Raw genomic sequence first — 20486 nt, 5'->3', positions numbered from 1 at the left:
GTAGCCTGGGAACCGTCATGAAGACTTCCCCAGCCGCGGCGGTGCTCGCGCTCCTCGCCGCTCTCGTTCTCGGTACGGCGCTCGCCTCGCCGGCCCTCGCCCACGACGCCCTCAAGAGCAGCTCGCCCGCCAAGGACGCCGAGGTGAAGAGCCTCGACGAGGTGAAGCTGACGTTCACCGCCTCGGTGCGCTTCCCGGCCGTGGTCGTCCGCGGGCCGGACGACGCCGCCCACCAGGACGGCAAGCCCGTGGCCGACGGCCCGACGGTGACGCAGAAGGTCAAGGCGGATCTCCCGCCGGGCCGCTACGTCATCGCCTACCGGGTCGTCTCCTCCGACGGGCACCCGATCGAGGGGGAGATCCCCTTCACGCTGAAGGGATCGGCCCCGCCCTCCGCCGAGGCGCAGGCGTCGCCGTCCCCGGAGGCATCCACACCCGCGGCCGACTCGGCGCCTCCCGCCGTGACCGGCCCGGGGACCTCCGGGGAGACCGCCGGCGCCACGGGCGCGGCGCGGACCCCGGCGGCGGCCGGTGAGCCCGCCTCCTCGGGAGGGATCCCCGGCTGGCTGTGGATCGTCGTCGGCGGCCTGGCCGGCGTCGGCATCGGCATGCTCTTCAGTCTGCGAGGAAAGGGCCGGAAGCAGCCGTGAGCACCCGGGAGGAGTCCGCGCGGGCCGTGCCGGACGTGCCGGACGAGCGGCGACGGACCGTCCGGGCGGTGTGGCTGGGCCTCGCCGCCGCCGGAGCGGCCGTCGTCGCCCTGGTGATCGCCATGTTCGCCGGCGGCGCGGCGACCCCCCGCATCATCCCCGGCCTGCCCGACGAGGGCACGGTGACCCGGTGGGGCCTGCCGCTGGCCAAGCTCGCGATGGACGCCGCGGGCGTGGTCACCGTGGGCGCGCTGCTGGCCGCGGCCTTCTTCTTCCCGGTCGACAAGGGACTGCTCGGCAAGCCGGCCCTCGGCTACGTCAGGGCCGCGTCGTGGTCGGCGCTCGTGTGGGCCGGAGCGGCGGCCGCGACGATGGTCTTCACCCTGTCGGAGGTGCTGGGCCTGCCCGTCGCCGACGTGCTCGGCGGCGACGAGCTCACCAGCTTCGCCAGCCAGGTGTCCCAGGGCATCGCCCTGACCCTGGTCGTGCTGTTCGGGGTGGCGATCGCGCTGTTCGCCCGGGGGGCGATCACCGCCGGCACCGCCGCGGGGCTGCTGGCCCTCGCCCTGGCGACGATGCTGCCGCCCGCGCTGACCGGCCACTCCGCCTCCTCGCCCAACCACGACATGGCCACCAGCGGCGTGGCGCTCCACCTGCTGGCCCTCGCCCTGTGGGTGGGCGGGCTCGCCGTGCTGTGCTTCCACGCGCTGCGGCGGCAGCCGCAGCTGGAGGTCGCCGCGGCCCGGTTCTCGGACATGGCGCTGTGGTGCTACGTCGCGGTGGGACTGTCGGGCCTGTTCAGCGTCATCGCGCGGCTCACCTCGCTCTCGGAGGTCTTCACCTCCGCCTACGGCCTGCTGCTGGTCGCCAAGACCGTGGCGTTCGCGATGCTCGGCGTCTTCGGGTGGTGGCACAGGAAGCGCACCCTCCCCGGGCTCGCCGGCGGCGGCCGGGGCGGGTTCGCCCGGTTCGCCTCCGTCGAGCTCCTCGTCATGTTCGCGACGGTCGGGCTGGCGGTCGCGCTGGGCCGTACCGCGCCGCCTCCCGCGATCCTGCCGGTGGACCGCGCCTTCGAGGCGCTCGGCTTCACGATGCCGCCGGAGATCTCCCTGGCCAACCTGGCCACGCTGTGGTGGTTCGACCTGTTCTTCGCCACCGTGGCGGCGGTCCTCGGCGGCCTCTACCTCGCCGGGGTCGTACGGCTCCGGCGGCGTGGCGACTCGTGGTCCTGGGGCCGCACCGCCTCCTGGTTCCTCGGCGTGCTGATCCTGGTGATCTCCACCCAGAGCGGCGTCGCCCGCTACGCCAAGGTCCTGTTCAGCGCCCACATGGCCGAGCACATGACGCTGTCCATGCTGGTGCCGATCCTGCTGGTGCTGGGCGCCCCCGTCACGCTGGCGCTGCGCGCGCTCAAGCCGGCCGCCCGGCGCGGCGACCGCGGCCCCCGCGAGTGGCTGACCACGATCCTGCACAGCAGGTTCGTCCGCTTCGTGGCCCATCCGGCGATCGCCACGGCGATCTTCATCGTGTCGTTCTACGCCCTCTACTTCACTCCGCTGTTCCCCGCCGCGATGGAGGAGCACCTCGGCCACATCGCGATGACGCTGCACTTCCTGCTCAGCGGCTCCCTGTTCTTCTGGGTGATCATCGGGGTGGACCCGGCGCCGCACCGGCTGCCGCACTTCGCCAAGCTGCTCCTGCTGTTCGTCACGATGCCCTTCCACGCCTTCTTCGGCATCGCGCTGATGAGCATGGGCACCGTCCTCGCCCCGGAGTGGTACGAGCAGCTCGGCCGTGCCTGGGGCACCTCCGCCCTGGTTGACCAGCGGACGGGCGGCGCCATCACCTGGGGCTTCGGCGAGATCCCGACGCTGCTCGTGCTGCTCGCGCTGGGCTTCCAGTGGTGGCGCGACGACGACCGTACGGCTCGCCGCAACGACCGCCGGGCCGACGCGGCGGCGGCCCGCACCGGCGGCACCGGCGACGCCGAACTCGACGCCTACAACGACTACCTCGCCAGGCTCGACCGGCGGGACCGCGCCGCCGGGCCCGAGTAGGCGGCACGACAGGCACTTCCTCCCTTTTGCGGGGATGGCTCCGGTAGCCTGAGTCCGGGGGGTTCGGGCATCCGCAGCGACGGCCGTGCGACGACGCGCGCCACGCCCGCTCACGGATCAGCCACGTGTCCGGCCGGATGGCCGGCGGGCGCCACGCGCGCCGGGGAGGTCGAGGAGTGTCCGAGGAAGCGCGCACACGTGAGGGGCGGAGACCGGCTCTCGCCCATGAGCTCCGGGAGCGCCTGGACGCCTGGAGCGGTCGCACCGGGATCGCCGTCGAGACCTGGGCGCTGCCCGGCGAGGAGGCGTCCACCGAGGAGGCCGGGGCCGTGCTGGCGGTGCTGGAGGAGGCCCTGGCCAACGTCGAACGGCACAGCCGGGCCCGGGTGGTCTCCGTCGCGGTGACCCTGGGCCGCGGCGGCCTGCGGATGACGGTGAGCGACGACGGCGCCGGTTTCGCCGGGACGGCCGCCGGGCGCGGGGTGGACGCGATGCGCGACCGGTTCGAGGCCCTCGGCGGCACGCTGAGCGTCAACGGCGTCATGGGGGAGGGCACCACCGTCACCGGGACGCTGCCCCGCCCGTAGGCGGGGCGGGGAGCGCCGGAGTCCCGGGGACCCGCCCGGGACCCGGGAGCGCCGTACGGCGGGGGCGTCAGAGCCTCAGGTCGTCAAGACGTCAAGACGTCAAGACGTCAGGGCAGGGTCAGGATCTCGCGGCCCGTCTCGGTGACCAGGATGGTGTGCTCGAACTGGGCGGTCCGCCTGCGGTCCTTGGTCACGGCGGTCCAGCCGTCCGGCCAGACGTCGTACTCGATGGTGCCGAGGGTCAGCATCGGCTCGATGGTGAACGTCATGCCCGGCACCAGCGTGACCGCCAGCGACGGGTCGTCGTAGTGCGGCACGATCAGGCCGGAGTGGAACGTGGTGCCGATGCCGTGGCCGGTGAAGTCGCGGACCACGCCGTAGCCGAACCGCCTGGCGTAGGCCTCGATGACCCGGCCCACGACGTTGAGCTGACGGCCGGGGGCGACGGCCCTGATGGCGCGCTCGGTCGCCTCGCGGGTGCGCTCGACCAGCAGGCGCGACTCCTCGTCGACGTCGCCGACCAGGAAGGTGGCGTCGGTGTCGCCGTGCACGCCGCCGATGAAGGCGGTGATGTCGACGTTGACGATGTCGCCGTCGCGCAGCACGGTGTCGTCCGGGATGCCGTGGCAGATCACCTCGTTGACCGAGGTGCACAGCGACTTGGGATATCCGCGGTAGCCGAGGGTGCTGGGGTAGGCGCCGTGGTCGCAGAGGAACTCGTGGCCGATCCGGTCGAGCTCGTCGGTGGTGACGCCGGGCGCCACGTGTCGGCCGACCTCCTCCAGCGCCTGGGCGGCGAGCCTTCCGGCCACCCGCATCCGCTCGATGATCTCCGGAGTCTTGACGTCGGACTCGCCGAGCCTGGGGGTCTTCTTCCCGACGTACTCCGGCCGCGTGATGCCTGAGGGGACCTTGCGGGTGGGTGAGATCCGTCCGGGCTGGAGCAGTGTCGTCATGGTCCCCCAGTCTAGTTGGGCTTTCCGCTGGGCAGGATTGCCCCCATGAGCGATCAGTGGTGGTTCTGCCTGAAGCACATGGCGGTCGAGCCCGACCAGGGCTGTCCCAACAAGGACCGGATGGGCCCCTACGAGACCCGCGAGGCCGCGGCCGGCGCGCTGAAGACCGCGGCCGACCGCAACGAGGAGTGGAGGGAGGCCGACCGCGCCTGGGACGACGACTGAACGGCGGGTCGCGTCCCGGGCCGACGGTCGAATGGGAGGCCGGCCGCGTCCGGGACCGGCGGCCGGACGGTGGGCGGTGACCGCGCGGACGCGCGGCCCGGCCGGGGAAGGCCGGCCGGGTGGCGGCCGTCGCGCCGTCAGTCGGCCACCTGGGGGCCGCTGACCTTCTCCAGCAGCCGGGCCAGCCGCTCGCGCAGGCCCGGCCGCCGGCCGGTCTCGCCCGCGGCCATGCTGACCAGGTGCTGGGCGCCGTCGAACGACAGCGGCGCCCGCTCGGGGACGGCCAGCGCCTCGTGGGCCAGCCCCTCCAGGTCGGGGTCGCCGCCGTCCAGGGCGAGGATCGTCGCGCCGGTACGGCGGGCGTCGCCGACCCGTTCCAGCAGCGCCTCGGGGGCCCGGTCCTCGGTCACCACGAACAGGGTCTCGCCCCGCCGGGCCGCCTCGATCCGCTCCAGCCCGATCCGCAGGTGCGCGGGCGCGCCCGGGGGCGGGTCCCAGCGCACCAGCGTCGGGGCGAGCTGCGGGATCCCCGCCAGCCGGGCCTCGTCCCCGAGGTGCGCGGCCAGGTGCCAGGGCTCCCCTGCGGGCGTGCCGACCACCAGCAGGCCGCCGGGGGACCGGGTGGTGCGCAGGGCCAGGCCGAGCGCGCGGGTGCGCTCCACCCAGCCGGTCGAGCCGAGGATGTCGCGCAGAAGGGCGACCGACCGTGCGTCCATCAGATCATCGTGCACCAGCCGCCGGGGTCCTGCCGGGAGATCGCCGGACGCGCCTGGCATGATCTGGACATGTGGCGGGGCCGGGCGCCTCCGGGCCCCCCGGCCGGCCGACGATCATGAGGAGTGACGAGTGAGCACTGATATCCCGGACGTGAGCGGCATCTCGATCGGCATCCTGGGCGGCACCGGCGACCAGGGCAGGGGCCTGGCCCGGCGGTTCGCCCTGGCCGGTCACACCGTGCTGATCGGTTCGCGCGACGCCGGCCGGGCCGGGGAGGCGGCCGAGAGCGTCGGCGGTACGGCCCGCGGCGCCGACAACCGGACCGTGGCGGCCGAGGCCGACGTGGTGATCGTGGCGACGCCGTGGGAGGGGCACCGGCCCACCCTGGAGTCCCTGCGGGACGAGCTGGCCGGCAAGATCGTGGTCGACTGCGTCAACCCGCTGGGCTTCGACAAGCGGGGCGCCTACGCGCTGGACGTCGAGGAGGGCAGCGCCGCCCAGCAGGCCGCCGCGATCCTGCCGGACAGCCGCGTGGTCGCCGCCTTCCACCACGTCTCCGCCGTCCTGCTGCTGGACCCGGAGGTGGAGCGGATCGATCTGGACGTGCTCGTGCTGGGCGACGACCGCGAGGCCACCGACACGGTCCAGGCGCTGGCGAGCCGCATCCCGGGCGCCCGCGGCGTGTACGGCGGGCGGCTGCGCAACGCCCGCCAGGTCGAGGGGCTGACCGCCAACCTCATCTCCATCAACCGCCGCTACAAGGCCCACGCGGGCTTCCGGGTCACCGACGTCTGACGGGCGGCCCGCCCGGTACGGCCTCCCGCGGTCGCCCCGCCGGCCCGGTCCCGCCCTGATGTCCCGGGGCCCGCCCGGGCGTGGCGCGGCGCGGCGGGCGGGGCGGAGAAGGGGCCCGGCCCCTCAGATCCAGCCCGCGTCCTCGGCGATCCGGATGGCGTCGACCTTGTTGCGGGCGCCCGTCTTGGAGACGGCGTTGGTCAGGTAGTTGCGGACCGTCCCGGCCGACAGGTGCAGCCGCCCGGCGATCTCCTCGGCCGGGGCGCCCCGCGCGGCCTCCTTCAGCACGGCGGTCTCGCGCGGGGTCAGCGGGCTCGCGCCGTACGCGAGCGCCGAGGCGACCAGCTCGGAGTCCAGCACCCGCAGTCCCCGGGCGGTGCGCCGGATCGCGTCCGCCAGCCGGTCACCGGGGGCGTCCTTGACCAGGAACGCCTCGATGCCCCCGGCCAGGGCCCGGTGGACCTGACCCGGCTGTCCCATCGCGGTGAGCACCAGGACCCGGCAGCCGGGGACCTTCTCCCGCAGCTCCACCGAGGCGGTGATGCCGTCGATCCCGGGCAGGTCGATGTCCAGCACCGCCACGTCGGGCCGGGACTCCAGGGCCGCGCCGACGATCTCGTCGCCGCGGGTCACCTCGGCGACCACCTCGATGTCGGGCTCCAGCCGCAGCAGCGCCCCGAGCGCGGCCCGGATCATGTGCATGTCCTCGGCGAGCAGGACCCTGATCACGTCGTCACCGCCGCTTCCCCCGTCGTCGTCTCCGGGCCCCCGGCCGCGGCGTCCCCGTCCCCGGTGGCCGCCTCCGGGCCCCGGTGCGCCCGCCGGTCCTCGTCCGCCCGTCCCCGCCGCGCCCCCGGTACGGCGGGCAGCTCCACGACGAGCCGGAACCCGTCGCCGGCGCGTCCGGCCACGACCGAGCCGCCCAGGCCCGACGCCCGTTCCCGCAGGCCGGTCAGCCCGCCGCCGTCCGCCGCGTGCCCGCGGGCGCGGTCGTTGACCACCTCCAGCCGTACGGCGCCGCCGCGGGCGGAGGTGCTGATCGAGCAGGTCGTCGCCCGGCTGTGCCGTACCACGTTGGTGACGGCCTCGCGCACCGCCCAGGCCAGCGCCTCGTCGACCTCGCGCGCCACCTCGACGCCGGCCAGGTCGGTCCGGCAGGTCACCCCCGACGCCTCCAGCAGCGCCTCCGCCCGGTGCACCTCCCCGGCCAGCGACATCTCCCGGTAGCCCCGCGCCACCTGCCGCACGTCCTGCGCCGCCTCCCTGGCCACGCCGACCAGCTCGGCCAGCTCCGCCTCCGCCGCGGCGGGGTCGCGCCCGACCAGCCTGCGCGCCAGGTCGCCCTTGAGCGCGACGGCGGTCAGGCTGCTGCCCAGGCCGTCGTGCAGGTCGCGGGAGATGCGCAGCCGCTCCCGGAGCACCGCGGCCTCGGCCAGCTCGGTCCGCGCCTGCGCCAGCTCCCGGCTGACCACGACCAGCCGGGTCACCCCATAGATCACGAAGCCGGTGACGAAGAGGGTGGTGACGCTCTGAAAGGCGTAGAGGATCTTGAAGCCCGGCATCCCGGCGTTCCACGCGGCGGCGAAGTGGACCGCCGTCATGGGGGCCAGGAACCCCAGGGCGAGCGGCGGCCGCAGGCGCAGCAGCACCGAACCGAGCAGGATGCTCGGGGCGCCCCACCACCAGCTCGCGGCGTCGTTCGGCAGGAGCAGCATCGGAGCGTAGGCGGCGGCCGTCTGCACGGCGAGCCCGACGGTCACGCCGCCCGGCTCCGCGCCGCGCAGGGCGGCACGGACATGCCGGAAGTGGGGGACGAAGAAGGCGGGAAGCACGATGGAGAGCACGGCGGCCGCGGCGGGCCCGCCGTAGCGGACCATCAGGATCACCGGCGCGACCGTGAAACCCACGGAGAGCAGCACGACCAGGCCGACGGCCAGGCGCTGGGGGGTCATTCGCATGTCACGGCGATTATTGCCTCCGGGTCTCCCAGCGGAACCACCGGGTCAGCGCGAACAGCCCGATCGCCGCCCAGACGGCGAGCTTGAGCGCGGGCCCGGCCGCCGCCGCGAGGTCGCCGCCGAAGGTGCCGTCCGCCGCGTACGCCGTCCGGGCGATGTCGGCGACGGCGTCGGTGGGCAGCAGGCCGAGCAGCGTGCCCACCCAGCCGGGGAGCATCTCGGTGAGCGGTCCGAAGCCGCCCCCGCCGACCCCCGCGAGCAGGAAGAACGGCATCGCCATGACGCCGGCCAGCTCGGGGCGCGGGACGAGCGGGGTGAACGCCGCGCCCAGCAGGCACAGGACGGCGGCGCCCGCGACCACCGCCACCAGGAACAGCAGCGGGTCGCGCGGGACCGGCAGGCTCGTCAGCGCGTACAGCGCGACCGAGACCACCATCGCCAGCAGGGTGTTCTGCAGCACCAGGTTGAGGATCCCGCCGCCGAGGATGTCGCGGTCGGACAGGCCGGTGGCCCGCATCCGCTTGAGGAGGAGCTGCTCACGGCGGGTGGTCAGGGTGGTCATCGTCTGGCCGAACGTCGCGAGGACCAGCAGCATCGACAGGATCCCGAGATGCTGGGCCACCACGACCTCCGGCCGGCCCGGCTGGATGCGGTCCATCATCACCGGCAGCCCGACGCCCAGGACCAGGAAGAGCGTCACGGACGTGCTCAGCGCCGTCCGGTCCCGCCAGAACAGCCGGCCGTCGAAGCGGGCCACCGTCACCAGATCGCGCGCCGCCATGGTCACGCCACCTCCTTCGCGTGCTCGTCGTCCCGGTGCCCGTCGGCGTCCGCGGCGAGGTCCAGGAACAGGTCTTCGAGGGTCGCCGTACGGACCTCCAGGCCGTGCAGGCGCAGGCCGCGCCCGGCGGCCCAGTTCAGCAGGGTCCGCGCGGCGAGGTCGGGGTCGGCGATCCGGTACACCGCGGTCCGGCCCTCCACCGAGGACGGCGGCAGCGGCAGCTCCTCCGGAGCGACCCCGGCGGGGAGTTCGAAGGCGACCCGGCCGGTCTGCGCGGCGAGGGTCTCGGCCATGCCGCCGCTCGCCACGACCTCCCCGCGGTCCATGATCGCCATACGGGAGGCCAGCCGCTGGGCCTCCTCCAGGTAGTGCGTGGTGAGCAGGACCGTGGTGCCCCGTCCGGCGAGGTCGCGGATGACGTCCCAGGTGTTCCGGCGGGCCTCGGGGTCCATGCCGGTGGTCGGCTCGTCGAGGAAGAGCACGTCGGGCCGGCTGAGGATGGCCAGGGCCAGGTCCAGGCGGCGTTTCTCCCCGCCGGAGAGCTGCCGCACCTTCGTGCCGGCCCTGCCGGTCAGCCCCGCCGTCTCCAGGGTCTCGTCGCGCGGCCGGGGGGCGGCGACGAAGTCGCGCCAGGCGTCCACGGTCTGCGCCACGGTCAAGTCGGGGAAGAACCCGGCCTCCTGGAGCATGATGCCGCATCTCCGCCGCACCTCCGTGCGGTCCTCGACGGGGTCGAGGCCGAGCACGCGCACCGTGCCGGCGTCGGGGGCCGCGAAGCCCGCCAGCACCTCCAGGGTCGTGGTCTTGCCTGCGCCGTTACGGCCGAGCAGGGCGAAGACCTCGCCCTGCGAGACGTCGAAGGAGACGTCCCGGACGGCGGCGAAGTCCCCGTAGTGCTTGCGGAGCCCGTCCACCAGAATCGCTGTCATGCCTCCGATCCTGGCGGGCGGCCATGCCCGGCGACAGTGAGGAATTCACACATACGCCCGCAGGCCATGCGAGGCGTGAGGACCGGGCCGGACCTGACATCGGGCCTCTTCGCGGGTCATCCTTGTCGTATGAGCGAGCTTCACCCTGAGACACGTGTCGTCCACCACCCGCAGCCGCCCCTCGAGGGCAGCCGGCCCATCGCGGTGCCGATCTACCAGACCTCCGGTTTCGTCTTCGACGACCCGTCCGTCTTCGCCGACGGGATGAGCCGCCCGGACGGCCCTTTCGTCTACGGGCGGCTGTCCAACCCGACCGTCCGGTCGCTGGAGGAGGCCGTCGCCGGCCTGGAGGGCGGCGTCGGCGCCGTGGCCACCGCCTCCGGCATGGGGGCGATCAACTCGGTGCTGCTCGGACTGCTCAAGCCGGGCGACCATATGATCGCCCAGCGGGCCCTGTACGGCGGCACCGCCGGAATGATCAACGACCTGGTCACGAGGTTCGGGATCACGGTCTCCTACGTGCCCGAGGACGACCCCGGGGCGCTGCGCGAGGCCGTACGGCCGGAGACGAAGGTCGTCTACCTGGAGACCATCGCCAACCCGGTCACCCAGGTCGCCGACCTGCCCGGCATGTGCGCCGTGGCGCGCGAGGCCGGGCTGGTCTCGGTCGTGGACAACACCTTCGCCTCGCCGATCCTGTGCCGCCCGCTGGAGCACGGCGCCGACGTCGTGGTGCACTCCTCCACCAAGTACCTGAGCGGGCACACCGACGTCCTCGGCGGCGTCGCGGTCTTCGCCTCCGACGAGCTGTACCGGAAGGTGTGGCACTTCGCGGTCGAGCTGGGCGCCACCGCCGACCCGTTCGCGGCCTGGCTCACGCTGCGCGGCATGCAGACCCTGCCGCTGCGCATGGAACGGCACTGCGCCAACACGCGCGAGCTGGCCACCCGCCTGGCGGACCACCCGGCCGTCACGGCCGTCCACTGGCCGGGTCTGCCCTCCCACCCCTCGCACGAGCTGGCGGTCAAGCTGCTGCCGGACTTCGGCGGCGTCTTCTCCTTCGACCTGGCCGGCGGGCGCGCCGCGGGGGAGCGGTTCATGAGCTCGGTACGGCTGGCGCTGCTGGCCCCGTCGCTCGGCGGCGTCGAGACGCTCATCCTGCATCCGGCGACCACCTCGCACCGCTCGCTGACGGCCGAGGAGCTGGCCCGGCACGGGATCGGCGAGGGCACGGTCCGGGTCGCGGTCGGCATCGAGCACATCGAGGACCTCTGGGCCGACTTCCGCCAGGCCCTCTCCTGACGCCCTCGCTCCTGACACCCTCGTGAGACCCGGCCGGACGCGGCCGCGGTGAACCGGAAGGGGAGGGGCGTGGACGAGCGTGCCGGCCGGCTCCCCGGCCCGGACGCGGACGCGCCCGGCATCCCGGCCCGGACGCGGTGACGCCCCGGCGCACCCGGGAAGACGGGTGCGCCGGGGCGCCGGGCGCGTCAGCGGTAGGTGTGCTCGGCGGTGGGGAACGCCCCGCCGGTCACCTCGTCGGCGAAGGCGCGGACCGCCCGGTCCATCTCCCCGGCGAGATCGAAGTACTTCTTGACGAACTTGGCGGGGCGGGGGGTCAGGCCCATCAGGTCCTGCCAGACGAGGACCTGGGCGTCGGTGGAGGGACCGGCGCCGATGCCGATGGTGGGGATCGACAGCGACCGGGTGACCCGCTCGGCGAGCTCGGCCGGGACGCACTCCAGGACCACGGCGAAGGCCCCGGCGTACTCCAGGTCCTTGGCGTCGGACATCAGCTCGTCGCCGGCCTGGCCGCGGCCCTGGACGCGGTAGCCGCCGAAGGTGTTGACCGACTGGGGGGTCAGGCCGAGGTGCGCCATGACCGGGATGCCCGCCGAGACCAGCATCTCGACCTGCGGCAGCACCCGCCGGCCGCCCTCCAGCTTGACCGCGTGGGCCCCGCCCTCCTTCATGAAGCGGGCGGCCGTCTCCAGCGCCTGCTGGGGGGACGCCTGGTAGGAGCCGAACGGCAGGTCCGCCACCACCATGGCCCGCGACGACCCGCGCACCACGGCCGCGGTCAGCGGCAGCAGGTCGTCCACGGTGACCGGCAGCGTGGAGTCGTAGCCGTACACGACCATGGCGGCCGAGTCGCCGACGAGCAGCACCGGGATCCCGGCCTCGTCGAACACCTTCGCGGTCATCGCGTCGTACGCGGTGACCATCGGCCACCTCTCGCCGCGCTCCTTGGCGGCGGCGACGTCGCGGACGGTGACCCTTCGTCCCGCCTGGCCGCCGTACAGGGCGGTCGGTCGGCTCGTGACGGAAGAGGACATGGGAGCCTCCCTGTGAAGTCTCGAGGCGCCCCAGTGGCGTCCCCGGACGTCTTCGATGATTGCACGCGCTCCGGAGGGTGCAACACCCCCGCCCCGCCGGGTAATCCGGTGGCGGTTCTGTCGGGGGCATAGGACAGAATGCACCCGGAGGTAAGCAATAAAAATGGTCATCGAACCTTACCGTCGCCTGTTCGCGCTTCCCGGTGTCCGAACGCTGCTGCTGGTGGGCATGATCGCCCGCATCCCGTCCACCGCGACGGGCATCACGCTGACGTTGCACATCAACAACACCCTCGGCCTGGGATGGCTGGAGGCGGGCGGGGCCGGCGCCGCCACGACGGTGGGGATGGCGGTCGGGTCGCCGCTGGCCGGGCGGTTCGTCGACCGGTACGGCCTGCGCCCGGTGCTGGTGGTGACCACCTTCGCCCAGCTGGCCTTCTGGTCGTCGGCGTGGGCGCTGCCGTACCCGGTGCTGGTCGTCGCCTCGGTGGTGGCCGGGCTGCTGGCCCTGCCGGTGTTCAGCGTGATCCGGCAGTGCCTGGCGGCCATGGTCCCGCCCCACCAGCGCCGGATCGGCTTCTCCCTCGACTCGATCATGGTCGAGCTCTCCTACATGGCCGGGCCCGCCCTCGGCGTCCTCGGCGTCACGCAGCTGGGCAGCGCGTGGACGATGTGCGCCGTCGCGATCGGCCTGACCGGCTCCGGCGCGGCCCTGATCCTGCTGAACCCGCCGACCCGCTCGGTCGAGGAGCTCTCGGCCCCGGCGGAGCGGGTCCCGCGCCGCCGCTGGCTGACCCCCGGCGTCGTCGCGCTGCTCGGCACCGCCGCGGCGGCGACGTTCGTGCTGACCGCCAGCGAGCTGGCCCTCGTGGCGACGATGAAGCACGCCGGCGACACCGCGTGGAGCGGCCTGGCCATCGGGGTGTGGTGCCTGTACTCGCTGGTCGGAGGCTTCGTGTACGGCATGCTGCCCCGGGGGGCCTCGCCGCTGGTCCTGATCGGCGGGATGGGCCTGCTCACCGTGCCGGTGGGACTGGTGGGCGGCGACTGGTGGTGGCTGCTGCTGGCGCTGCTGCCGTCCGGCCTGCTGTGCGCGCCGGGGCTGTCGTCCACGGTGGAGGGCCTCAGCCGCCGGGTCCCGGCCGCCGCCCGGGGGGAGGCGATGGGCCTGCACGGCACGGCGCTGCTGATCGGCGGCGCCGCCTCGTCCCCGATCGCCGGGGCGGTCATCGACCACGGCGGGCCGGGCTGGGCCTTCGCCGCCGCCGGGCTGGTGGCGGCGGGGATGGTGCTGGTCGCGCTGCCCTTCTGGCGGCGGACGCCGGACGAGGCGGTCCTGGAGGAGCGGCCGGTGGCGGCCGCCGTGTGACGCGTCGCCGTCCCGGGACGGCGACGTGCGGGGCGGTCCGGGATCGGGCCGGGGCGGCGGTCCCGGCCCGGCGGGCGGGTCCTTCCGGGCGGCCCTGGTTCCGGCCCGGCTCCGGTCTGGAGTCAGGCCCGGCTCCGGGCCGGGATGTTTCCGGTGGATTGACATCCGGTAAATACGAAACGAAACGGTTGCGTATCGGAACGCCGAGCGATACGGTCGCGTTGCGAAACTCAAGCGTATCGAAAACGGGGTCTCATGGAACCGCAGCTCGGCCACCCGAGACGATGGCAGGTCCTGGGAGTGCTGGTCTTCAGCCTCCTGGCCGTCGTCCTCGACAACACGATCCTCAACGTCGCCCTCAAGACGATCGCCGACCCGGTGGAGGGTCTCGGCGCGACCCAGAGCCAGATGGAATGGGCGATCAACTCCTACACGCTCGTCTTCGCGGGCCTGCTGTTCACCTTCGGGGTCATCGGCGACCGCACCGGCCGCCGGCGCATGCTGATGATCGGCATGGCCCTCTTCGGCCTCGCCTCGCTGGCCAGCGCCTACTCCCAGGACCCGGGCCAGCTCATCGTGGCGCGGGCGTTCATGGGGATCGGCGGCGCCGCGATCATGCCGGCGACCCTCGCCATCATCTCCAACGTCTTCCCGCCGCAGGAGCGCGGCAAGGCGATCGGCGTCTGGGCCGGCGGCGTCGGCCTCGCCGTGGCGATCGGCCCGATCACCGGCGGCCTGCTGATCGAGCACTTCTGGTGGGGCTCGGTCTTCCTGGTCAACCTGCCGATCGTCCTGATCGCCATGGTGCTCATCGCCCTGGTCGTGCCCGAGTCGCGTGACCCCAGGCCGTCCAGGCTCGACCCCATCGGCGTCCTGCTGTCCGTCGTCGGCCTGGTCGTCCTCACCTACGGCATCATCCGGGGCGGCGAGCTGGCCACCGTCGCCAGCGCCGAGGTGCTCGTCCCGACGCTCCTCGGCGTGGCCGTACTGGCGCTCTTCGTCTGGTACGAGCGCCGCATCGACCACCCGGCCTTCGACGTCACCTACTTCCGCGACGCCCGCTTCGCCACCGCCGTCGGCCTGGTCGGCATCGTGTTCTTCGCGATGATGGGCGCGATGTTCTTCCTGGTCTTCTACCTGCAGATCGTCCTCGGCCACACCCCGCTGCAGGCGGGCGCGCTGATGATCCCGTTCGCCGCCGCCCAGCTCATCTTCGCCCCGCTCAGCCAGCGGATGGTCCGCCGCTTCGGCGGCAAGCCGACCGCCACCCTGAGCATGCTCGTCGTGGCCGGCGTGCTGGCCTCCTACGCGCTGATGGACCAGAACACGCCGCTCGTGGTCATCGAGATCATCTTCTTCGTCCAGGGCGCGGCCATGGCCAACATCATGCCGCCGGCGACCACCGCGATCATGGAGGCTCTGCCCCGGGAGAAGGCCGGCGTCGGCTCGGCCATGAGCAACACCGTCCGGCAGGTCGCGGGCGCGCTCGGCGTGGCGCTGCTCGGCTCGGTGCTGTCGGCGACCTACCGCGACGAGATCGCCCCCGCGCTGGCCGGGCTGCCCGAGAGGCTCCGGGAGGTCGCGGGCGAGTCGCTGACGGCCACGATGGGCACGGCCCAGAGCCTCGGCGCGCGAGGCGCGGCCCTGGTGGACCCCGCCAAGGCGGCCTTCCTGGACGGCATGCACGTCACCGCGCTGGTCTCGGCGGCGATCGCGCTGATCGGCGCACTGGTGGCGCTCAGGTGGCTGCCGTCCGGCGACGGCGGCGCGACCGCCTCCCCCGCTCCCTCCGCTCCCTCCGCCGTCCCCGACTCCGCAATCGGGGAGGGGGATCTCGGCAGGAAACCGGCAGTAGTGTAGACGTGCGATGAGCACGACTGACGAGACGCGAGCGGCCCGCCCGGCGGGCCGTCCCCGCAGCGCCCGGGCGGAGCAGGCGATCATCGACGCCACCCTCGGCCTGATCGGCGAGGGCATGAACATCGCCGAGCTGTCGATCGAGGCGATCGCCGCCCGGGCCGGGGTCGGCAAGACCACCATCTACCGGCGCTGGGCCAACAAGGAAGACCTGTGCGTCGACGCCCTGGCCCGGCTCAAGTCGCCGCTGCCGGAGCTGCGGGGCGACTCGGTCCGCGAGGACCTCGTCGCCTACCTGGAGGTCGTCGTGCGCGACGCGTGCGACGCGCGCAGCCGGTGCGTGATGAGCATCGTGATGAACGACGCCGAGCGGCACCCGCGTCTCGTCGAGCGGATCCGCAAGGCCACGATCGAGCCGCGCCGGGAGGTGCTGGCCGGCGTGCTGCGACGGGGCATGGCCACCGGCGAGATCCGCGCCGACCTCGACCTGCCCGTCGCGATGGCGGCGCTGATCGGCACCGCCATGTGGTACATGCGGGACGCGAGGTCCGGCGGGCCCGAGGAGCCGGCGACCGGCATCGCCGAGCGGATCGTCGACCAGCACCTGGCCGGTCTGGCCCCCGCCGCCTGAGCCCGGCCCCGGACAGGGGCCGGAAAACGGGTCTGGGCAAAAGATGAACATTGTTCTACTCTCGCGGCCATGCGTCCGTTACGCGGGGCCGCGACCATCGTCGCGCTGGCCCTCGTCCTGTTGCTTCCCGCCTCCGCGGCCCTCGCCCACGAGGAACGCCCCGTGAAGCTCCCCGACGGCACGGGCAGCGTCCCGGTGCACCGTACCGGGGAACCCGACCTGTTGGTCTGCAAGAGCGACCGCGCCGACTTCGAGAGGCGGATCGCGGACTTCCCGGCCGACCTCAGGCGGCGCAACCTGGAACTGTTCGACCGCTGCCAGAAGCAGGGGTACCGCCACCTTCAGGAGGCGGTGGACAAGGTCGACCGGCCCGGGACGGACATCGCGATCCTGCCCGGCGTCTACCTGGAGGAGCCCAGCCTGCCGGAACCCACCGGCGCCTGCGCCCGCCTGCCCGCCCGCTGGTCGGCCTGGGGCTACCAGATCCTCTCCTACGAGCAGCAGCGGCAGTGCCCGCACAACCAGAACCTGGTCGCCATCCTCGGGATCAAGGACCTGCAGATCGAGGGCACCGGCGCGAAGCCGACGGATGTGATCATCGACGCCCAGTACCGGAAGCTCAACGCGATCCGCGCCGACACGGCCAACGGGATCTACTTCCGCAACTTCACCGCCCAGCGGACCACGTTCAACTCGATCTACATCCTGGCCGCCGACGGCTTCGTCATCGACACGATGCTCACCCGCTGGAACGACGAGTACGGCTTCCTGACCTTCGCCAGCGACCACGGCCTCTACACCGACTGCGAGTCGCACGGCAACGGCGACTCCGGGCTCTACCCGGGCAGCGCCTCGGACATCAACGACGGCCGGGGCCACGACGTGCCGCGCCACTCCATCGAGATCCGGCGCTGCAGGAGCCACGACAACATGGTCGGCTACTCAGGAACCGCGGGCGACTCGGTGTACGTCCACGACAACGAGTTCTACGACAACATGGGCGGCGCCTCGATGGACAGCGCGTTCGCCGGGCACCCGGGCCTGCCGCAGAACCACGCCCGCTTCGAGCGCAACCGGATCCACGACAACAACCGGGACTACTACCGGTACGTCGCCGACGGCACCTGCGCCAGGCCCGCGGCCGAACGCGGCTACGAGCGGGGCGTCGTCTGCCCGCAGATCGGCATGCCCCGGGGCACCGGGATCATCACCGCGGGCGGCAACTGGAACGTCTTCCGCGACAACTGGATCTGGGGCCACGAGTCCGCGGCCTTCGACCTCCTCGCGGTGCCCGCCTTCATCCGCGGGGAAGGCGCCCTGGGCAAGCAGTTCGACACCTCCCACCACAACCTCTACGAGGACAACCACCTCGGCGTCACCCCCGAAGGCGCGAGCCGCCCCAACGGAGCCGGCGTCTCGTGGGACGGGCAGGGGACCGGCAACTGCTGGCAGGACGACGCCGGCCCCTCCACCCCGTGGGCACTGCCCGCCTGCGGCTCCGCCGGGCCGTCCCGGATCCTCGGCGAACCGGTCAAGGTCGCCAAGAGCTACCTGTGCAACGACTACAGCATCCGCGAGCGGCGGCTCCCGGCGGGCTGCGAGTGGTACGGCGCGGCGGGCCCGGCCAGGGTCGAGGTGCAGCTCGCCCTCGCCGGCTCCCTCGCGCTCGGCCTGGTCGCAGTCCTGCTCCGGCGCCGCGCGCTGCGCTCCCGGGCCGGCCTGGCCGTCACGGTCGCCGGGATCGCGGGCCTGACCCTGGACGTCCTCGGCGCGGCCTACGGATACACCCTCCTGCCCGCCGCCGCCCTGGCGCTGATGGGAGCGTGGTGGACGGGTGCGGGCCTGCTGTGGACCGGCAGCCGGGGGTTCGGCCGGTTCACGGTCGTGCTCGGAGTCCTCGCCCTGGCGGACGCCTTCGACAAGGCGGTCATGATGATCCCGCTCCTGCCGGTCGGCCCCGGCTGGATCCGCGGACTGCTGTGCGGGGTCTGGATCCTCTGGGCCGTCGTCCTGCTCGCACGCAGACCGGGCCGTACGGCGATCCCCGCCGGAGAGGCGCCCGCGTGAGGCGGTGGGCGGCGGCGGCCGTGGGCGCCTGCCTGCTGCTGGCCGCCTGCAACGTCTCCACCGGCCACCACAACCCCGGCACCGACCACAGCGTGGCCACCGCGCCCCCGCCGTACGACGCCTACGGCGCCCCCGAGGGGCCGACCGTCGAGATCAGGGTCGCCGGCGGCCGGGTGACCCCGCCGCCGGGCCGCGTCGAGGCCGCCAGGGGCCAGGCGATCCGCCTGGTCGTCACCTCCGACGTCGCCGACGAGCTCCACGTCCACGGCTTCGACCTCACCCGCCGCCTGGAGCCGGGCCGGCCCGTCACCCTCGACGTCGTCGCCGACCGCATCGGGCTGTTCGAGGTCGAGACCCACGAGTCCGGCCTCGTCCTGACCCAGCTCGTCATCCGATGACGGGGATCCTCGCCCACGTCACGGCCGGGCCGCCGATCAACCATGCCGACGGGGTCCTCGCCCATGCCGTGGCCCTGCCGCCGGCCCGCCACGCTGCCGCCGGGATCCTCGCCCACGGCGTGGGAAGCCGGCACGACCTGCCGATCCCGCTGTTCTACGCCTTCGCCGGGGCGTTCGCGGCATTATTCGTGTCGTTCCTCGGGCTCGCCCTGCTCTGGGCCGACTCCCGCTTCCGCGGCGGGACGGCCGGGCGGCCGGTACGGCTCCCCGAGGGGGCCCGGACCCGATGGGCGCTGCGGATCATCGGGCTGGCGGGGGCCGCCTTCACCGCGGCCTGGATGCTCCTCGGACCCGGCGACCCCGGCCGGAACCCGGCCGCCCACCTGGTCTACGTCGTCCTCTGGACGGGACTGATCCCGGCGTCGCTGCTGCTCGGCCCCGTCTGGCGGCTCCTCAACCCACTGCGCACGATCCACCTGCTGCTCGGCGGCAGGGACAGGGGGCCCGCGCCGTTCGGCTACCGGCCCGCCGCGCTCGGCCTGACCGCCTTCGCCTGGATGGAACTGGTCTCGCCCGCCCCCGCCGCACCGGCCACGCCGGCCGTCTTCCTCACCCTGTACGGCGCCGCCCACCTGGCCGCGGCCTTCCGGTACGGGACACGGTGGTTCGACCGGGCCGACGCCTTCGAGGTCTACTCCGCCCTGATCGGCCGCCTGTCACCCCTGGGCCGCAGGGACGACGGCAGGCTGGTCCTGCGCAACCCCCTCGACGGGCTCGACGGCCTGCGCCCGGCCCCGGGACTGGTCGCCGTCGTGTGCGTGCTGCTCGGCACCACCGGATACGACGGATTCTCCGACTCCCCGTGGTGGGTGAACCTCCTGCAGACCGGGCCGCTGGGCCGTACGGTCACCGGGACGCTCGGCCTGCTCACCGCGATCGGCCTCGTGGCGGCCCTCTACCGGGCCTGCACCGCCGCGGCCGGCCTGATCGGGCGGGCCGGACGGGTCAGGAACGGAGCCGCCGTACCCGTGCCGTCCGGAGGAGCGGGAGACGCGGCGGGCGGCGGGGACGGAGCGACCGGCAGGAACGGAGCGACCGGAGGAGAGGATGCGGCCGGGGGAGTCGGGGTGACCGGGGGGCGCGGCATGGCCCGTATGTTCGCCCACTCGCTGGTACCCGTCGCCGTCGGCTACCTGATCGCCCACTACTTCTCGCTCCTCGTCATCGAGGGCCAGCGGGCGGTCATCCTCTCGTTCGGCCTGGACCGGACCGTGGATCCGGACGTGGTGGGTCCCGGCGCGATCGCCTCCGTCCAGGTACTGGCCATCGTGATCGGCCACGTACTCGGCGTGGTCACCGCCCACGACCGCTCCGTACGGCTCTTCCCCCCGGACAGAGCGGTCGCCGGGCAGATACCGCTGCTGGTCCTGATGGTCTGCTACACCGTCGGGGGGCTCATCCTGCTGTTCGCGGCATGATGGACGCCGTGGGATCCTCCGTACGCAGAAACCCGGTCCAGCAGCGCAGTGTGGAGCGGGTGAACCAGATGCTCGACGCGGCGGCGGCCCTGCTCGACGAGGGCGGCTACGACGCGCTGAGCACCCGGGCGGTGGCGGCCCGCGCCGAGGTGCCGATCGGCTCGATCTACCGCTTCTTCCGCGACAAGCGCGGCCTGGCCGACGCCCTGGCCCGGCGCAACCTGGAACGTTTCCTGGCCCGGATCGAGCGGCGGCTCACGGGGACGGTGGACCGGCTCGACATGGTGGACCTGGTAGTGGACGAGTACGTCGAGATGAAGCGCACGGTCCCGGGCTTCGCGGTCATCGACTTCGGCGAGAACCGCGCGGTGGCCGAGTCCCTCGCCGGCTACCTCGCCGGCCGGTCCCTCCCCGGCGCGGGCGACCTGAACCGCACCCTCCTCATCGCCGTCGAGGCCGCCGACGCGCTCCTCAAGCTCGCCTTCCGCGAGTCCCCCGGCGGAGACCCCTCCTACATCGCCGAGACCAAGCTCCTCCTCCGCGCCTACCTGGAACGCGCCCTGCCTCACTGACGGAGCCCGCCGGAGAACGGCAGTCTCGTCTTCTCCGGTGAACTCGAGACGTGGTGAACCAGGCGATGCATAGTGCTCCTGAGGTGCTTCACAAGACGTGGATGTGCGATCACCGTGAGGCCG

Annotated in this window: 20 protein-coding genes; 13 read left to right on the top strand and 7 right to left on the bottom strand. The window is 73.5% G+C overall.

The genetic code is table 11. From position 1 onward, the window contains the following. Positions 1–17: 17 nt before the first annotated feature. The 3 genes from AB0D67_RS25405 to AB0D67_RS25395 all read left to right on the top strand — a co-directional run bounded on the left by AB0D67_RS25405 (position 18) and on the right by AB0D67_RS25395 (position 3294). Complete coding sequence (locus AB0D67_RS25405) at positions 18–650, top strand: copper resistance protein CopC (RefSeq protein ID WP_362940601.1); 633 nt, start codon at positions 18–20, stop codon at positions 648–650. Next, on the top strand, positions 647–2707 hold the full coding sequence (locus tag AB0D67_RS25400; protein ID WP_362940597.1) for a cytochrome c oxidase assembly protein: 2061 nt from the start codon (positions 647–649) through the stop codon (positions 2705–2707). The genes AB0D67_RS25405 and AB0D67_RS25400 overlap by 4 nt, the downstream gene beginning before the upstream one ends. Before the next feature lie 176 nt (positions 2708–2883). After that, a complete protein-coding gene (locus AB0D67_RS25395; RefSeq protein ID WP_362940594.1) occupies positions 2884–3294 on the top strand; it encodes an ATP-binding protein in 411 nt (136 codons plus the stop codon). 107 nt (positions 3295–3401) lie between these two features. On the opposite strand, the gene map is transcribed toward AB0D67_RS25395, so the two are convergent. Further along, positions 3402–4250 (bottom strand): type I methionyl aminopeptidase, encoded by an 849-nt coding sequence (map, locus tag AB0D67_RS25390; protein WP_362940591.1) that lies wholly within the window; start codon positions 4248–4250, stop codon positions 3402–3404. Between the two features lie 45 nt (positions 4251–4295). On the opposite strand from map, the gene AB0D67_RS25385 reads away from it, so the two are divergent. Then, positions 4296–4475 carry a hypothetical protein gene (locus tag AB0D67_RS25385; RefSeq protein ID WP_362940588.1) on the top strand — a complete coding sequence of 60 codons (180 nt, stop codon included), beginning with the start codon at positions 4296–4298 and terminating at the stop codon, positions 4473–4475. 137 nt (positions 4476–4612) lie between these two features. Here the strand turns inward: AB0D67_RS25385 and AB0D67_RS25380 are convergent, their stop codons facing one another. Next, on the bottom strand, positions 4613–5191 hold the full coding sequence (locus AB0D67_RS25380) for a hypothetical protein (protein ID WP_362940585.1): 579 nt from the start codon (positions 5189–5191) through the stop codon (positions 4613–4615). A 130-nt stretch (positions 5192–5321) separates the two neighbouring features. Between AB0D67_RS25380 and npdG the strand changes: the two genes are divergently transcribed. Next, positions 5322–5987, top strand: coding sequence for an NADPH-dependent F420 reductase (npdG, locus tag AB0D67_RS25375; protein WP_362940582.1), 666 nt, complete (start codon positions 5322–5324; stop codon positions 5985–5987). A 123-nt stretch (positions 5988–6110) separates the two neighbouring features. On the opposite strand, the gene AB0D67_RS25370 is transcribed toward npdG, so the two are convergent. Genes AB0D67_RS25370 through AB0D67_RS25355 form a run of 4 tightly spaced genes read right to left on the bottom strand, consistent with a single transcriptional unit; the run spans position 6111 to position 9655 of the window. After that, complete coding sequence (locus AB0D67_RS25370) at positions 6111–6716, bottom strand: response regulator transcription factor (RefSeq protein ID WP_362940579.1); 606 nt, start codon at positions 6714–6716, stop codon at positions 6111–6113. Beyond that, a complete protein-coding gene (locus AB0D67_RS25365) occupies positions 6713–7945 on the bottom strand; it encodes a histidine kinase (protein ID WP_362940575.1) in 1233 nt (410 codons plus the stop codon). Before AB0D67_RS25365 ends, AB0D67_RS25370 begins: the two co-directional genes overlap by 4 nt. A 10-nt stretch (positions 7946–7955) precedes the next feature. Then, positions 7956–8726 (bottom strand): ABC transporter permease, encoded by a 771-nt coding sequence (locus tag AB0D67_RS25360; protein WP_362940653.1) that lies wholly within the window; start codon positions 8724–8726, stop codon positions 7956–7958. 2 nt (positions 8727–8728) lie between these two features. After that, positions 8729–9655 (bottom strand): ABC transporter ATP-binding protein, encoded by a 927-nt coding sequence (locus tag AB0D67_RS25355; RefSeq protein ID WP_362940572.1) that lies wholly within the window; start codon positions 9653–9655, stop codon positions 8729–8731. Positions 9656–9784: 129 nt separating this feature from the next. Between AB0D67_RS25355 and AB0D67_RS25350 the strand changes: the two genes are divergently transcribed. Beyond that, entirely contained in the window at positions 9785–10957 is a 1173-nt protein-coding gene (locus tag AB0D67_RS25350) for an aminotransferase class I/II-fold pyridoxal phosphate-dependent enzyme (RefSeq protein WP_362940569.1), read from the top strand. A 188-nt stretch (positions 10958–11145) separates the two neighbouring features. Here the strand turns inward: AB0D67_RS25350 and panB are convergent, their stop codons facing one another. Further along, a complete protein-coding gene (gene panB, locus AB0D67_RS25345; RefSeq protein ID WP_362940566.1) occupies positions 11146–11991 on the bottom strand; it encodes a 3-methyl-2-oxobutanoate hydroxymethyltransferase in 846 nt (281 codons plus the stop codon). A gap of 163 nt (positions 11992–12154) precedes the next feature. Here panB and AB0D67_RS25340 point away from each other — a divergent pair, with 163 nt between their 5' ends. The 7 genes from AB0D67_RS25340 to AB0D67_RS25310 all read left to right on the top strand — a co-directional run bounded on the left by AB0D67_RS25340 (position 12155) and on the right by AB0D67_RS25310 (position 20363). Next, complete coding sequence (locus AB0D67_RS25340; RefSeq protein ID WP_362940563.1) at positions 12155–13360, top strand: MFS transporter; 1206 nt, start codon at positions 12155–12157, stop codon at positions 13358–13360. A gap of 255 nt (positions 13361–13615) precedes the next feature. Further along, positions 13616–15220, top strand: a complete 1605-nt coding sequence (locus AB0D67_RS25335; protein ID WP_362940560.1) for an MFS transporter — start codon at positions 13616–13618, stop codon at positions 15218–15220. 7 nt (positions 15221–15227) lie between these two features. Next, on the top strand, positions 15228–15848 hold the full coding sequence (locus AB0D67_RS25330; protein ID WP_362940557.1) for a TetR/AcrR family transcriptional regulator: 621 nt from the start codon (positions 15228–15230) through the stop codon (positions 15846–15848). Positions 15849–15917: 69 nt separating this feature from the next. Then, positions 15918–17915: a right-handed parallel beta-helix repeat-containing protein gene (locus tag AB0D67_RS25325; RefSeq protein WP_362940554.1), complete on the top strand. Its 1998-nt coding sequence runs from the start codon at positions 15918–15920 to the stop codon at positions 17913–17915. Further along, positions 17912–18313 carry a hypothetical protein gene (locus tag AB0D67_RS25320; RefSeq protein ID WP_362940551.1) on the top strand — a complete coding sequence of 134 codons (402 nt, stop codon included), beginning with the start codon at positions 17912–17914 and terminating at the stop codon, positions 18311–18313. The genes AB0D67_RS25325 and AB0D67_RS25320 overlap by 4 nt, the downstream gene beginning before the upstream one ends. Then, on the top strand, positions 18310–19791 hold the full coding sequence (locus AB0D67_RS25315; protein WP_362940548.1) for a hypothetical protein: 1482 nt from the start codon (positions 18310–18312) through the stop codon (positions 19789–19791). The genes AB0D67_RS25320 and AB0D67_RS25315 overlap by 4 nt, the downstream gene beginning before the upstream one ends. Further along, entirely contained in the window at positions 19791–20363 is a 573-nt protein-coding gene (locus AB0D67_RS25310) for a TetR/AcrR family transcriptional regulator (protein WP_362940650.1), read from the top strand. Before AB0D67_RS25315 ends, AB0D67_RS25310 begins: the two co-directional genes overlap by 1 nt. The last annotated feature ends 123 nt before the right edge of the window (positions 20364–20486 follow it).

The sequence above is a fragment of the Streptosporangium sp. NPDC048047 genome (assembly GCF_040653115.1).
In the GTDB taxonomy this organism is placed as follows: Bacteria; Actinomycetota; Actinomycetes; order Streptosporangiales; family Streptosporangiaceae; genus Streptosporangium.
Note: the sequence above shows the minus strand (reverse complement) of the source record. Positions and strands in the feature narration are given on the sequence as shown.